The organism is Streptomyces sp. NPDC048825 (genome assembly GCF_043198355.1).
Taxonomy (GTDB): domain Bacteria; phylum Actinomycetota; class Actinomycetes; order Streptomycetales; family Streptomycetaceae; genus Streptomyces; species Streptomyces xiangluensis.
In genome coordinates this window covers 75452-89237 of sequence record NZ_JBICUR010000017.1, presented here as the reverse complement: position 1 = coordinate 89237, position 13786 = coordinate 75452, and the positions used below count along the sequence as shown (strand labels likewise).

13 protein-coding genes are annotated in these 13786 nt (G+C 70.3%); 7 read left to right on the top strand and 6 right to left on the bottom strand.

Annotation, left to right across the window (positions count from 1 at the left end):
- Positions 1–4 precede the first annotated feature (4 nt).
- Both ACGFNK_RS34010 and ACGFNK_RS34005 read right to left on the bottom strand, forming a co-directional pair.
- Positions 5–610 carry a histidine phosphatase family protein gene (locus ACGFNK_RS34010; protein ID WP_393422111.1) on the bottom strand — a complete coding sequence of 202 codons (606 nt, stop codon included), beginning with the start codon at positions 608–610 and terminating at the stop codon, positions 5–7.
- 48 nt (positions 611–658) lie between these two features.
- A complete protein-coding gene (locus tag ACGFNK_RS34005) occupies positions 659–2197 on the bottom strand; it encodes an AMP-binding protein (RefSeq protein ID WP_393422109.1) in 1539 nt (512 codons plus the stop codon).
- A gap of 196 nt (positions 2198–2393) precedes the next feature.
- On the opposite strand from ACGFNK_RS34005, the gene ACGFNK_RS34000 reads away from it, so the two are divergent.
- From ACGFNK_RS34000 to ACGFNK_RS33990, 3 genes are read left to right on the top strand one after another with little or no spacing between them, the layout of a single operon-like run.
- Positions 2394–3623 (top strand): acyl-CoA dehydrogenase family protein, encoded by a 1230-nt coding sequence (locus ACGFNK_RS34000; protein ID WP_393422107.1) that lies wholly within the window; start codon positions 2394–2396, stop codon positions 3621–3623.
- A 55-nt stretch (positions 3624–3678) separates the two neighbouring features.
- A complete protein-coding gene (locus tag ACGFNK_RS33995; RefSeq protein ID WP_189322794.1) occupies positions 3679–4443 on the top strand; it encodes an SDR family NAD(P)-dependent oxidoreductase in 765 nt (254 codons plus the stop codon).
- A gap of 3 nt (positions 4444–4446) precedes the next feature.
- Complete coding sequence (locus tag ACGFNK_RS33990) at positions 4447–5232, top strand: ThuA domain-containing protein (RefSeq protein WP_393422105.1); 786 nt, start codon at positions 4447–4449, stop codon at positions 5230–5232.
- 221 nt (positions 5233–5453) lie between these two features.
- Here ACGFNK_RS33990 and ACGFNK_RS33985 read toward each other — a convergent pair whose 3' ends face one another.
- The 4 genes from ACGFNK_RS33985 to ACGFNK_RS33970 are packed head-to-tail and all read right to left on the bottom strand — an operon-like array spanning position 5454 to position 10421.
- Complete coding sequence (locus ACGFNK_RS33985) at positions 5454–6497, bottom strand: NAD(P)-dependent alcohol dehydrogenase (RefSeq protein ID WP_393422103.1); 1044 nt, start codon at positions 6495–6497, stop codon at positions 5454–5456.
- Complete coding sequence (locus tag ACGFNK_RS33980) at positions 6497–7612, bottom strand: ABC transporter permease (RefSeq protein WP_393422101.1); 1116 nt, start codon at positions 7610–7612, stop codon at positions 6497–6499. Before ACGFNK_RS33980 ends, ACGFNK_RS33985 begins: the two co-directional genes overlap by 1 nt.
- 16 nt (positions 7613–7628) lie before the next feature.
- Positions 7629–9218 (bottom strand): sugar ABC transporter ATP-binding protein, encoded by a 1590-nt coding sequence (locus ACGFNK_RS33975; RefSeq protein WP_393422099.1) that lies wholly within the window; start codon positions 9216–9218, stop codon positions 7629–7631.
- Between the two features lie 60 nt (positions 9219–9278).
- A complete protein-coding gene (locus ACGFNK_RS33970; protein ID WP_393422097.1) occupies positions 9279–10421 on the bottom strand; it encodes a sugar ABC transporter substrate-binding protein in 1143 nt (380 codons plus the stop codon).
- 337 nt (positions 10422–10758) lie between these two features.
- Here ACGFNK_RS33970 and ACGFNK_RS33965 point away from each other — a divergent pair, with 337 nt between their 5' ends.
- The 4 genes from ACGFNK_RS33965 to ACGFNK_RS33950 are packed head-to-tail and all read left to right on the top strand — an operon-like array spanning position 10759 to position 13775.
- Positions 10759–12165 (top strand): SRPBCC family protein, encoded by a 1407-nt coding sequence (locus tag ACGFNK_RS33965; RefSeq protein WP_393422095.1) that lies wholly within the window; start codon positions 10759–10761, stop codon positions 12163–12165.
- A complete protein-coding gene (locus ACGFNK_RS33960; protein WP_393422093.1) occupies positions 12150–12476 on the top strand; it encodes a 2Fe-2S iron-sulfur cluster-binding protein in 327 nt (108 codons plus the stop codon). The genes ACGFNK_RS33965 and ACGFNK_RS33960 overlap by 16 nt, the downstream gene beginning before the upstream one ends.
- A 5-nt stretch (positions 12477–12481) precedes the next feature.
- A complete protein-coding gene (locus tag ACGFNK_RS33955) occupies positions 12482–12697 on the top strand; it encodes a transposase (RefSeq protein ID WP_393422091.1) in 216 nt (71 codons plus the stop codon).
- Between the two features lie 4 nt (positions 12698–12701).
- Complete coding sequence (locus tag ACGFNK_RS33950) at positions 12702–13775, top strand: NADP-dependent oxidoreductase (protein WP_393422089.1); 1074 nt, start codon at positions 12702–12704, stop codon at positions 13773–13775.
- The last annotated feature ends 11 nt before the right edge of the window (positions 13776–13786 follow it).

The window sequence follows — 13786 nt, the reverse complement described above, 5'->3', positions numbered from 1 at the left end:
CAGGTCAGGCGACGGCGTCGACGGCGCGCTCGGCGACCATGTGGGCCGTCTCGTTCACCGAGTGCAGAACGATGCGTCCGCCCGGCAGTCGTCGCACCCGGCTGACCGAGGTGTAGCCGGGGTGGAACCAGAACATGCGGGTCAGGCCGAGCACCGTCGCCAGGTAGGTGTTGGTGATGCCGCCGTGGCACACGACCGCGACCCGCCCGCCGGGGTGGGCGTCCAGGATGGTGTCCATGGCCCGCGCCGCCCGCTCCCGGAAGGCGTCCCAGTCCAGGTCGGGCACGAAGTCCTCGTACCGTCCCTCGGAGAGCGCCACCGAACGGGGGTCGTCGGCGTTGATCTGCTCCGGCGGCGTGTAGGGGTGCGAGACGTCGGTGTCCCACTCGCGCAGGTCGTCGAGGACGGCGGCGGTCATGCCGGTGATCCGCTCCAGCGGGGCCACCGTTTCGCGGGCCCGCTGGAAGGGGCTGGTGTAGAGGGCGTCGACGTCCTCGTGCACGAGCCAGGCGGCGAGGCGTTCGGCCTGGGCGGTGCCCTCCGGCGAAAGGCCCGGGTCGTAGACGCCCGCCACGGGGAGGCCGTGCCGGATGAGCAGGAGTTCAGTCATGGGGATCCTTCGTACGTACGTGGGGCGGGCGCAGATGCTTGTCGTTGCTCAGCCGGCGATGGTGCGCTCGGAGCGCCAGTAGGGGCGGCGCATCGCGCGTTTGTCGAGCTTTCCCATCGCGTTGCGCAGGAGTTGAGGTACGAACTCGTACGACCTGGGGCACTTGTAGGCAGCCAGCTGGTCGCGGCAGAACCGGTCCAGCTCCTCGGCCGACGGCTCGTCCCCGGCGGTCACAACCAGGGCGCGCAGCGACTCGCCGAAGTCCGGGTGGGGCACACCGATGACCGCGATCTCGGCGACCGCGGGGTGGCGGCGCAGTACCGCCTCGCTCTCGGCCGGGTACAGATTGACCCCGCCGGAGACCACGACGTCGGCGGCCCGGTCGGTGATGAAGATGTAGCCACTCGCGTCGACGTAGCCGATGTCGCCGAGCGTGAAGACGCCCGGCGCGACATAGGCGGCCTTGGTCTTGTCCGGGTCCGCGTGGTAGCGCACCCCCCTGCCCTCCGGTGCCTGGAACGCAAGTAGTCCGAGCTCGCCGGGCGGCAGCGGATGGCCGTCGTCGTCGGTCACCAGCACCTCATACGGGGGCTGGGCTCGCCCGACCGAACCGGGATGCGCCAGCCACTCGGTGCTGCTGATGCGTGCCACGGTGCCCGCCTCGCTGGCTCCGTACGACTCGGTCAGCACCGGCCCGAACCACTCGATCATGGTCCGCTTCACGTCCGGCGGGCAGGCAGATCCGGTGTGGGAGACCTGGAGGAGGCTGGAGACGTCGTACCGGCTGCGCACCTCTTCCGGCAGGGCGAGCAGCCGTTGGAAGTGGGTGGGAACCATGACCGTGGAGGTGACCCGCCACTCCTCGACACGGCGCAGGAACGCCTCCGCGTCATATCCGCCGAGTACGACCACCTGCTGACCGGCCACCAGGTGCCGCAGGGACGTCAGTGGCGCGTTGTGCTGCAGCGGGCCGCACACGAGGTGCGGTCCCGGCGGGAATCCGGGCCGGGCCGCCATCGCGGCCAGGTATGCGGAGCTGTCGGCGACCGGACCGCCTACCCAGCGCACCTCGGTGCCGCGTGCCCGGCCGGTGGTTCCGGATGTGTAGACGAGGGGCGGCCGGGCGGCCCGGCCTGTGGGCAGGTTCTGCCCAGCGGGCGCCGCTGCCAGCCACAGGTCCCACTCGAAGGCGTGCCCGATGGCCGGGGTTCCGTGCATCACGAGCGGCAGACCGAGTTCGCGGGCCGCCTCCAGGGCGGCGACCGCACCGGCGGGTCCGGAGATGATCCCGGTGGCGCCCGCGTCGATGATCTGGTCGACGAGTTCGCCCACCATCAGCTGCCGGGAGGTGGCGACGGTTCCCACTCCGGCGCGCAGGCCGGCCAGATGGGCCACCAGGGTGGGGATCGCGTTGTCGCCGAGGACGGCGACCCGGTCGTCGGGGCCGGGCGCGATTTCCAGCAGCCGTGCCGCCGCCCGCGCGACCTGGTCGGCGAGCTCCGACCAGGTCAGCACGCCCTGATCGTCGACGAGAGCGGGCTCGTGGGGTGTCTCCTGGGCACGACGGTCGAGTGGTAGCAGAGACATGGCTCCTCCGGCGGCTCCTCGGGCCCCTCCCGGTGCGTGGGAGAGTCAATGCCGAGACTGTAGCGTTTATCAAGAAAGTACGGAACACTCTGACCCGAGCCGGAAGCATCCGCCCATGGCTCCGGCGGGCAAGGGGCTGTATCTACTCTCCCCGTTACTGAACCCGCCATCTGGTAACTGCTCTTGAGGAGGAGCCATGTCCCAGCCCGATCTGGACGCATGGCGCACACAGGTCCGGCAGTGGCTGACCACGGTGCTCGAACCGGCCCGGGAAACCGAGGCCACCGGTGACCTCGCCGTCTTCCACAACCTCCCCGAGGACGAGGAACGCCTGCTGCTGGAACGCTGCCGCGTCTACCAGCGCGCCCGCTTCGACGCCGGGTACCAGGCCCTGACCCTCCCCGGGGACAAGGGCGGCGCGGGGCTGACCGCCGCCCACGTGGCGGCCTTCGCCCAGGAGGAGTCGGCCTTCGAGGTGCCGCCCTCCACCGAGCTGATCAGCGTCACCGTGCGCCTGGTCGCGATGTCGGTCTCCCTGTTCGGGACGGCCGAGCAACGCGACGAATACGCACGGGCGTTCCTGCGTACGGACCTGCTGGCCTGCCAGCTCTTCAGCGAGCCCGGTGCCGGATCCGACCTCGCCGCGCTGCGCACCCGCGCCCGGCGGGAGGGCGAGGACTGGGTGATCGACGGTCAGAAGGTGTGGACCTCGGGAGCCCAGTTCGCCGACTTCGGGCTGCTGCTCGCCCGCACCGATCCGGACGTCGTGAAGCAGGCAGGCATCACCGCGTTCCTGGTCCCGATGGACACGTCCGGCGTGGAGGTGCGCCCCATCCGCCAGATGAGCGGCGGTGCCTCGTTCAACGAGGTCTTCCTCAGCGGCGTACGCGTTCCGGACCGGCTGCGGATCGGGCGTCCGGGGCAGGGCTGGGAGGTCGCCAGTACCACCCTCGCCTTCGAACGGACCGCCTCCGGCAGCGGCAACCGGCGCAAGGGCGGCACTTTCCCGGACGTGCTCGCCCTCGCGCGCTCGCTCGAGCGCACGGGAGATCCGCTGGTTCGCCAGCAGCTCGCCGACCTGTACGTGCGTACCGCGCTCCGAGCCGCCACCGTGGACCGCGTCGCCAGGGCGAGTGCCGCCGGTGACCGGCCGGGCCCGGAAGCATCCCTGACCAAACTCATGGCCTCCGACCTGCTGAGCCGCACCGGGCAGGTCGCCGCCGAGCTGATGGGCGCCCGGATCAGCGCCGACACCGGGGAACCGGGCACGTTCGCCTGGACCCAGCACCTGCTCGGCGCCCCCGGCTACCGGCTGGCCGGTGGCACCGACCAGATCCAGCGCAACCTCATCGGCGAGCGCGTACTGAAACTGCCGCCGGAACCGCGGGTGGACCGGGTGCCGTTCTCACAGCTCCCCGGCAACTGACACACCGGCCGCTACGGCCATCACGCCATCTCGTCATCACAAAGGAGTGACATCCATGGATCTTGGACTGACAGGTGCGAAGGCACTGGTGACCGGTGCGAGCCGGGGTATCGGGCGGGCGATCGCGGGAACCCTGGCCGCCGAGGGGTGCGCGCTGGCCCTGTGCGCCCGGGGCGAGGAGGCGCTGGCCAAGGCCGCCGCCGAGTTGCGCGGCGAGGGAGCGACGGTGTTCGCCGAGCCGGTCGACGTCACCGACCCGGCCGCGCTCGCGGGCTTCGTGGAGCGGGCGGCCGGCGAACTCGGCGGCCTGGACCTGCTGGTGTCCAACGTGTCGGCGGGCAACGTCAAGGGACCCGAGTCGTGGGAGGCCAGCCTGCGCGGTGACCTGGTCCCGTTCGCCGGACTCGTCGAGGCGGCCATGCCCTACCTGGAGGCCTCCGACCGGGCCGCCGTCGTCGCCATCGGCACCACCAACGCCTCCGACACCGCCCGCCCGGCCGGAGCCAACTCGTACTCCGCCATGAAGGCCGCGGTCGTCCAGCACGCTTCGGCTCTGGCGCACTCCCTCGCTCCGAAGGGCATCCGCGTCAACACGGTCTCCCCCGGACCGATCGACTTCCCCGGCGGCGCCTGGGAGACCATCCGCACCAGCCGTCCGGAGGTTTACGAGGAGGTGCTCGCCAAGCTGCCCATCGGCCGCTACGGCACTGCCGAGGACGTGGCCGCGGCGGTGGCCTTCCTGCTCGGGCGGACCGGCTCCTTCTGCGTCGGAGTCAACCTCGTGGTGGACGGCGGGCTGCTGACCCGCGTCCAGTACTGAGCCGTGGCGGGCCCGGCCGGCCGCCTGGACGCCGTACTGGTCTGCGGCGGCAAATGGCACGACTTCGACTATGCGCGGCTGCGGCTGCTGGAACTGCTCGGTGATCACCCGCGGGTGCGGACCACCGTCCACCAGGACTACGACTGTGTCGACGCGCTGAAGAAGGCCGACCTGCTGGTCACCTACACCTGCGACGTACGGCCCCGCCCGGCCCAGCGGGCCGCGCTGGCCCGGTTCGTCGAGCGGGGCGGGCGCTGGCTCGCCCTGCACGGCACCAATGCGGTGATCGAGGCGCCGGCTCCCGGCGGGCCGCGGGTGTTCACCACTCCGCGGCTCCTCGGGGAGCTCGCCGAGGTACTCGGCAGCCAGTTTGTTGCCCACCCGCCGATCGAGCCGTACGAGGTCCAGGTCACCCGTCCCGGCCATCCGCTGGTCGCCGGGATCCAGCCGTTCACGGTCACCGACGAGCTGTACGTCTGTGAGCTGCACGGGGAGCTGGATGTGCTGCTGCACGCCGACTACACGGGGCCGTGCCGCGGTTTCGCCGAGGGCGACACGGCGGCGCTCGACGACGCGCCCCGGCCTGTGCTGTATCTGAAGCGGCACGGTCTCGGTGAGGTGTGCTGCTTCACGCTCGGGCACTGCCGGGGGCGCTACGACGTGCAGGACCTCGGTGTGGACGACACCGGGCGCGTGGACCGGGGCCCCTGGGAGACGACGGAGTTCCTGACAGTGCTGGGACGGTGTGTCGAGAGGGTCGTGGGTGTCAGTAGTCCGGTGGGCGGCTGAGCGAACCTGGGACGCCGCCCGGGGGATTTTTCGCCCCCGCCCTTATCGGCCTGAACAGCCTCGTCCTCAAACGCCGGACGGGCTGATTTTCAGCCCGTCCGGCGTTTGAGGACCGGGAGTCCAGGGGGCAGCACCCCCTGGTGGGGTCTGGGGCGGAGCCCCAGAAGAACGGGACGGGTAGGGGCGGCGGGGGCGAAAACCCACCCCACGGCCGCCCCGCTTCACCCGTGCGGCAGCACCACCGCACGCCCGTTGATTTCTCCGGCATGCAGGCGCTCGTACGCCGACGGAGCATCCTCGATCGAGAACGTCTCCACATGGGAGGAAACCAGCCCCTCCCGCGCAAGCCCGACAACGTCGATGAGCTCCACCCGGCTCCCCCAGTAGGGCGCCGACGCGGACACCCCGAACGGCAACCCCCCACCGAAGCCGACCGCCAGAGTCCCGCCCCCGATGCCGACGACGGTCACATCACCCGCCACCGCCACCGACGCGGCGGCCACCGCCAAGGTCGCCTCGGCCCCCACGAAGTCCAGCACGACCTCCGCCCCGGTGCCGCCGGTCAGCTCCCGTACCCGTGTCGCCGCCTCACCATCGGAGAGCAGCGTCGCGTGGGCACCCACCGCGCGCGCCAACTCCAGCTTCTCCTTGCTCACATCGAGAGCGACCACCCGGGCCGACGTCAGCGCGCGCAGCAGCTGCACGGCGAGATGCCCCAGCCCACCGACACCGATCACCACCGCCGTACTGCCGGGCACCAGCTTCGGCAGCACCTGCCTGATCGCGTGATACGGCGTCAGCCCGGCGTCGGTGAGCGGTGCCGCCTGCACCGGGTCCAGTCCGCCCAACGGCACCAGGTGGCGGGGCGAGTCCACCACCATGTACTCGGCGAGAGCACCGGGAGAGCCCAGACCGGGCGGCATGATGCCGAGCCCGGCGGCATGAGGGCAGTAGTTCTCCCTGCCCTCGGCGCAGGTACGGCAGCGGCCGCAGCCCCACGGTCCGTACACCGCCACCTCGTCGCCCTCCGCGACCTCGGTGACACCGCTGCCCAGAGCCGCGACGGTACCGACGCCCTCATGGCCGAGCGTCATCGGCAGCGGGTAGGGGAACTGTTCCTCGGGCCAGCTCATAACGGCCAGGTCGGAGTGGCACAGCCCGGCGGCCGTCACCTTCAGCAGCACCTGGCCCGGGCCCGGTTCGGGCACCGGAACCTCGACCACCTCGGGCCCGGCACCCGCCGTCCGGTACTGAACCGCTTTCATCATCCGATCTCCTTGTCAGGGGCGGTTGCATGCTCGGCGGGCGGCGACTTCCGGCGGCGCAGAACCGCCGGTAGCGCGATCCGCCCACCCGTGAGGACCAGCGCGACGATGAGGACCGAGCCGGTGAACAGGCTCGTGGCCCACTGCGCGCTGGTGGCGAGGCCGAGCCCGGTGATTCCGGTGCCGAGCAGGAGTACGGCGATCACTGTGCCCCAGGCGTTGAAGCGCCCCGCACGCAGCTGGGTCGCTCCGACGAAGGCCGCCGCGTAGGCCGACAGCAGGTACGGCGTGCCGGCGGTCGGCGATCCGGATCCGACGGAGGACGCGAACACGACCCCGGCGAAACCGGAGAGCAGCGCGGACGTCACCAGGGTCATGAAGCGCAGTCGGCCGGTGCGTACTCCTTGCAGACGTGCCGCGTTCTCGTTGAAGCCGGTCGCGTACAGCCGGCGGCCGGTGGCGGTGTGTTCCAGCATGAACCAGATGGCCATCGCGGCGAGGAGCAGATACAGCACGGGCAGCGTGATGCCGCCGGCGTCCAGCTGGGCGATGCTCGAGAACGGCTTGGCCAGCAGTTGGAGGCCGGTGATCGAGCTGTCGTTGGTCACCATGGTGATCAGGGACTGGATCAGCGCACCGGTGGCGAGCGTGGCGATGAACGAGTCGACCCGCAGCACCACCACCACGATTCCGTTGATCACCCCGACCAGCAGGGCGGCCGTCATCGCCAGGGTGATCGCGGTGCCGGGGCCGAGGCCCGCGTTGACCAGGAAATGGGCGGTCAGCACGCTGGTCAGCGACATGGTGAAGGCGACGGAGAGGTCGAAGACGCGTGCGGCCAGCGGAGCGACGACGCTGAGCGCCACCAGACCGGCCACGGCGTTGCCGTTCAGTACCTGCTTGACCGTGGTGGCGGTCGGGAATGTCTCCGGCGCCCACACGGAGAAGATCACGGCGATGAGCAGCCACACGTAGACGGCGCCGATGTTCCGGAACGACAGGGCGGCCGCCGCCCGCCGGCCCAGCGCGACGGGCGTCCCCGCGGTGAACACCGCGGGGGCGTCCGGGTCGGTGACCGGCCGGTGTTCCGCCGTCCGGGTCGGGGTGGATGTCATGTCACTCGGTTCCTTCTCACTCGGTTCCTTCCATGGCGTGGACGAGCGCGGGCTCGGTGATGTCCCGGCCGCTGATCTCCCGCACGATCCGGCCGTCCCGTACCACCAGGACGCGGGTGCACAGCGTGAGCAGGTCCTCCGTGTCGGACGAGGACACGATCACCCCCATGCCGTCGCCCGCCTGACGTTCGATCAGCTCGTACAGCTGCTGCCGGGTCGCGACGTCGACGCCCGCCGTCGGTTCGCACAGCACCAGCACCGGCGGCCGCTGGGCCAGGCAGCGGGCCATGACGACCTTCTGCTGGTTGCCGCCGCTGAGCGTGGTGATCGGGGCCCCGCGTCCGGCCGTACGCACTTCCACGCGCCGGATCCACTCCTCGACGAGGGCGCCCTCCCGACCCCGGTGCAGTCGGCCCAAGCGGGCGCGGAGCCGGTCGAGCAGGGGGAGGGTCAGGTTCTCCGCGACCGAGAAGTCGCCGACCACCCCCTCGGTCGCCCGGTCGGCGGGCACCAAAGGGATGCCGAGTCCGCCGGCGTCCCGCGCGTCGACCCACCGTGGGGAGCGTTCCGGTATCCGCACCCGGCCGCGCACCGGTCCGGTCCAGGCCCCGCACACCGCGTACGGCACTGCCTCGTGGCCGGAGCCGACCAGGCCCGTGATGCCCAGCCGCTCGCCCCTGGCCAGGTCGAAGCCGACGCCGCGCAGCGGGCCGACCCATAGATCTCTGACCTCCAGCGCGGCCTCGCCCGTCTCGCCGACCCCGCCGACAGCCCCGGAGGGCGGCTGCGGCCGGTGGGCAGTCTCCACCTCCTGACCTGCCATCAGCTCCGCCAGTGACCGGGGAGTGAGCTCAGCGACCCGGCGGGTGGCGATCCGGCGTCCGCCACGGATCACGGTGACCCGGTCGGCGAGCGCGAAGATCTCGTCCATGCGGTGCGAGACGTACAGCACGCCGGCACCCGCGTCGCGGATCTCCCGCACGATCTGGAAGAGGCGGGTCACCTCGCCCGGCGGCAGCACGGCGGTCGGCTCGTCGAGCACCAGCACGCCGCGCCGGCCCTCCCAGCCCTGCAGCGCGGCGGCGATGGCCACCACCGCGCGCTGAACGGGTGTGGCCGTGGCCAGCGGCCGGCGTACGTCGATGCCGAGGCCGAATCGCTCGACCAGTGCGGTCGTCCGCCGTTCCATCTCCGGCCAGCGGATGTTGCCGAACGCCGTACGGGCGAAGCCGCGGCTGAGCGCGAGATTGTCCGTGGCGCTCAGCTCCTCCACCAGTCCCAGTTCCTGGTGGACGAAGCGGAGCCGGTCGTGCCGCGAACCGGTGACATGACCCAGGTCGAACGGCTCGCCGTCGAGTTCGGCGACCGCTCCGGGCTCGGCGTGGTGATATCCGGCGAGGATCTTGATGAGGGTGGACTTGCCGGAACCGTTGGGCCCGATCAGCGCGTGGATCTCGCCGTGGGCGATCTCGAGGTCCACGTCCTTCAGCGCCTGGGTTCCGCCGAATCGCTTCGACAGCCCCTCCACCCGTAGTACCGGGCGGTCCACCTCCGCCGTCCCGGCGTGCCGCCCGTGCGACGTCTGCGCCGACGTGTCAGCGTGCACCGCTCCTCCATCCGTGGATGGCGCCGCCGCCGGCACGGAGCCGGCGGCGGGCCGTGCCGGTCAACTCAGGCCCCAGAGCGCCTTGAACTGCTCCTTGTAGTCCTCGACTAGCGGGAAGTCGCCGTCGGCGGACGGGAGGTTCTCCTTGGTGACCAGCATGTTGGGCAGATCCGCGTTCTGATCCACCTTCATGGACTGGCCGGTGAAGTGGCGGGCCAGCGCGTCGACCTGGATCCAGGCGGTCTCGTACTGGTTCAGGGCCATGGCGGCGTCGGTGAGACCGCCCTCGATGTACTGGTAGCTCTGTGCGTCGCCGACGTTGACGATGATGCGCTTGCCGTTGATTCCGGCGGTCTTCATTGCGGCCGGGACGCCGACGTTGAGCAGGCCCAGTGAGAAGACGACGTGGGTCACCTTCGGGTGCGAGCGGAGGTACGACACCACCCGGTCCGGCATGTCCTTGCCGATCGCGGTGATCGGCACGTCGACGGTGTCCAGCCCGCAGCCCTCGCACCACTCGCGGTACTTGGTCTCGAACCCGTCCCTGACGGGCTTGAGGATCGTGTACGCGGGCAGGTCGAAGTAGACGGTGTCGGCCTTCGCGCCGCTGTTCGACACGACCCACGAGGCGATCATCGTGCCCTGGACGTCTACGTCCGCCGGCCCGTTCTTCAGCAGGGAAATGCCGTCGCCCACCACGTCGTCGGCGTTCGACTGGAAGACAGGGATGCCGGCCTTCTTCAGTTGCGCCAGCTGCTTGGCGTACACCGCGCGCGGGAACCCGGAGGCGACGACGGCGTCCGGCTTGTCACGCACCGCCTGTTCGTAGGCGGCCTGCACGGACTCCGGAGTGCCCTGGGTGGCAATCTGCTTGACCTCCCAGCCGAGCTCCTTCGCTCCGGCGGTGAAGTAGTCGGCCAGGTCCTTGCAGGACTGGACGCCGCACAGGATGAAATCGATCTTCTTGCCCTTGGGGATCTCCTTGCCCACCGGCTCGGTGACGGGGATCTTGGCCGGGCGCTGGGTGTACTGCTCCATGGCCTTCGAGGCTGCGGCCAGGCCGGGGGAGTCGGACGCCGCCTCCGGCTTCGATTCGGCGGCCGGAGTGGCACCGCCGCCGCACGCGGAGAGCGTCAGCAGAGCGGTGACGGGGACGATCGCGGTGAGGGCGCGGCGGACCGCGCGACGGGGTCTGGAACTCATCGTTGAGTACTCCCACGCATAAAGGGTCGAGAAGGCTGCGTGAACCGCCGTCGTGGGGTACGGCGCGGGCCGCCGGGGTGACCGGGCGGCACTGCGGCCAAAGCGGCGCAACTCCGCTCAGGCCAAGAAACTTATGAGGCACTACAGCCTCAAGTGCGTCGGAGTGTGACACGCCCCGGCGGCCTTGGGGAGAGGTTCGTCACCACAAATTCAAGCCAGTACGGGACTTTTCCTCGACAACCTCGGCCGATGCGAGATCCGGACAGCGTCGCGAGTGTTGCTCCCGGCCGCTCCTGCTAACTACACTCACTCTAAAGTTTCTGCCAGAGGAGAGATGATGGACGAAACGTCGGAGTCGGTCACCGCGCGGTGCCCCGGGCCCAGCGTCCAGGACTACCTCGACCAGGACAGCCGCCCCGTTCCCGCCTCCCTGAGGCACGACAGGAACGACTACATCGGCAGCGAGGACATCGACTCCGCGCGCTTCGTCTCCCGCGAATGGGCGGAGCGCGAGATGCGGCAGGTGTGGCGGCGCGTGTGGCAGTTCGCCTGCCTGGAGAGCGAGATCCCGGAGGTCGGCGACCACGAGGTCTACGAGATCGGCGACGACTCGCTGATCGTCGTACGCACGGCCCCCGACGAGATCCGCGCGTACGTCAACGTGTGTCTGCACCGCGGCCGCAAGCTGCGCACCAGCGGCGGCAATGTCGGCGAGTTCCGCTGCTCGTTCCACGGTTTCGCCTGGAACCTCGACGGAACCATGCAGACTCCGCCCTGCGCCTGGGACTTCCCGCATGTCACCCCGGAGAAGTTCGCACTCCCCGAGGCCCAGGTGGCCACCTGGCGCGGCTTCGTCTTCATCAACATGGACCCGTATGCGGAGTCCTTCGAGAGCTATCGCGGCACCTTCGACGAGTACTACATCTGGCCGCTGGAGGACCGCTACAAGTCGCTGCACATCGCCAAGGTGCTGCCCTGCAACTGGAAGGTGGCCCAGGACGCGTTCATCGAGTCCTTCCATGTGATCGCCACCCACCCGCAGATGCTGCCGTGGCTGGCGGACGCCAACTCCCAGTACGACGTCATGGCGGACCAGCCCAACTGGAACCGCATGATCAACATCCAGGGTGCCCCCAGCCCCCACGTGGCGGACTCCGTAACGGAGGAGGACGTACTGGAGACGTTCTACGACTCGCGTGCGTTCTACGCGGCGGCCCAGGGCCGTGACCTGGTGATGCAGGAGGGGGACGAAATGCCGGCGATCCCGGCCGGCGGCACCGCCCGCCAGGTCCTCGCCGAGCGGATGCGCGCACAACTGGCGGCCACCTCGACCCAGGACTTCTCCCAGACCGCCGACACCGAACTGCTGGACGCCATCAACTACTTGCTGTTCCCCAACTTCAACCCCTGGGGCGGCGCCAAGTCCAACATCATCTACCGGTTCAAACCCAACGGTCTCGACCCCGACTCCTGCACCGCCGAGATCATCTTCATGTCGGCCCCGAAGAAGCCAGGTGAGATGCCGCCCCCGGCCAAGATCCGCTGGGTGCCGGAGGACATGCTCTTCGCGGACATCCCCGAACTCGGTGTCCTCGGGCCCGTCTTCGACCAGGACTGCGAGAACCTCCCCTACGTCCAGCAGGGGCTGAAGGCGATGCGCAAGCCGGGAATCACCCTGGCCAACTACCAGGAGAGCCGCATCCGTCACTTCAACCAGACGCTCGACCGGTGGATGAACACGTGACCCACCGCGTGGCGGTCCGGCCCTCCGGCGTCGAACTCGAAGTGCTCGACGGGGAAGACCTGTTCAGCGCGGCCCAGCGGCTCGGATACCGCTGGCCCACCGTCTGCGGCGGCAAGGGCACCTGCCGTACGTGCTTCGTGGCGGTCGAGGAGGGCACCGAGAACTGTTCACCCGTGGACCCGCTGGAACGCGAGGGCATCGAAGCCCTGCGCAGACCCGTGGACGGCCTGACCCGGCTCGCCTGCCGGCTCCGGGTCGAGGGCCCGGTGACCGTGACCAAGCGCGGCGTACGCCGCCGAGTGCAGGAGTGAGCCCCATGTCCAAGCAAGTGATCCATCCGCTGACCGGGCATGTGTACCGGCTGACCGAGGATGGTCTGGTCGAGGTGACCGACCCGAAGTCCGGAACACGGGGCATCTTTGACTTCCAGGCCCGTTGGCAGTCGGGCGAGCTGCGCCATGCCGACCTCCAGATGGCCGGCTGGGTGGGCCGCCTCGCCCGGCGGCGCGTCGCCGAGCAGCCGGAGGAGTGACCCCGTGACGCCCCGTACGACCCGGGTGGTCTGTCTCTTGCGCCGACCCGACGGAGAACCGGTCCCCGGTGACTTCGCCGTCGAGGAGCGCCCGCTGCCGTCCCTCGGCGAGGGACAACTGCTCGTCCGCAACCTGTATATGAGCGTCGACCCGTCCATGCGCGGGCGGCTGGAGAGCACCGAGAAGCACTACACGCACAACTTCACGCCCGGATCGCCGCTGGACGGCCGGGCGCTGGGCGTCGTGGAGGAGAGCCGCTGCGCCTCCGTGCCGGCGGGTGCGTATGTGCGCCACCAGCTGGGCTGGCGGGAGCGTGCTGTTCTCGACGCCGCCGACACCGATGGCGCCGGTCGTATCGACCCCGAACTCGCGCCGCTGCCCACCTGGTTGGGGCTGCTCGGGCAGACCGGCTTCACCGCGTACGTCGGGCTGGCCCGGATCGCCGCGCTGCGGCCCGGCGACACCGTCTTCGTGTCGGCGGCGGCCGGGGCCGTGGGCAGTGCCGCCGGGCAGTTCGCCCGGCTGCTGGGCGCGGAGCGGGTCGTGGGGACCGCCGGCGGGGCGGACAAGTGCGCCCTGCTGGTGAAGGAGTTCGGCTACGACGCCGCCGCGGACTACCGCGCCGAGCCGGTGCGCGAAGCGCTGGCCCGGATGGCGCCCGACGGCGTCGACGTCTACTTCGACAACGTGGGCGGGGAGCAACTGGTCGCCGCCCTGCACGCGTTGCGGACCGGTGGCCGGGTCGCCCTGTGCGGCATGATGTCGCAGTTCGGCGGGGAGCGCCGGTCCTCCGACACCAGCCGACGGCCCGCCGACACCAGCCAACGGTCGGCTGACATCAACCAGTTGATCCAGGCGGTGCTCAAGCGGCTGACCCTGCGCGGTTTCATCGTCCGCGACCACGAGGACCTGCGGCCGGAGTTCGAGGAACGGGTCGCGGGTTGGCTCCGTTCGGGCCGGATCATCGCGCGCGAGACGGTTGTTGACGGCCTGGAGAACGCTCCCGGGGCGCTGCTGTCCCTGCTGGACGGTGGCAACTTCGGCAAGATGCTGGTCCGGCTGGGCGATTCCGCGTAAACCGCAGGGGG

What these genes read in the sequence shown, in the direction of transcription:
- ACGFNK_RS34010 (WP_393422111.1), bottom strand. Translation starts at nt 610, where the DNA reads ATGACTGAACTCCTGCTCATCCGGCACGGCCTCCCCGTGGCGGGCGTC.
- ACGFNK_RS34005 (WP_393422109.1), bottom strand. Translation starts at nt 2,197, where the DNA reads ATGTCTCTGCTACCACTCGACCGTCGTGCCCAGGAGACACCCCACGAG.
- ACGFNK_RS34000 (WP_393422107.1), top strand. Translation starts at nt 2,394, where the DNA reads ATGTCCCAGCCCGATCTGGACGCATGGCGCACACAGGTCCGGCAGTGG.
- ACGFNK_RS33995 (WP_189322794.1), top strand. Translation starts at nt 3,679, where the DNA reads ATGGATCTTGGACTGACAGGTGCGAAGGCACTGGTGACCGGTGCGAGC.
- ACGFNK_RS33985 (WP_393422103.1), bottom strand. Translation starts at nt 6,497, where the DNA reads ATGAAAGCGGTTCAGTACCGGACGGCGGGTGCCGGGCCCGAGGTGGTC.
- ACGFNK_RS33980 (WP_393422101.1), bottom strand. Translation starts at nt 7,612, where the DNA reads ATGACATCCACCCCGACCCGGACGGCGGAACACCGGCCGGTCACCGAC.
- ACGFNK_RS33970 (WP_393422097.1), bottom strand. Translation starts at nt 10,421, where the DNA reads ATGAGTTCCAGACCCCGTCGCGCGGTCCGCCGCGCCCTCACCGCGATC.
- ACGFNK_RS33965 (WP_393422095.1), top strand. Translation starts at nt 10,759, where the DNA reads ATGGACGAAACGTCGGAGTCGGTCACCGCGCGGTGCCCCGGGCCCAGC.
- ACGFNK_RS33955 (WP_393422091.1), top strand. Translation starts at nt 12,482, where the DNA reads ATGTCCAAGCAAGTGATCCATCCGCTGACCGGGCATGTGTACCGGCTG.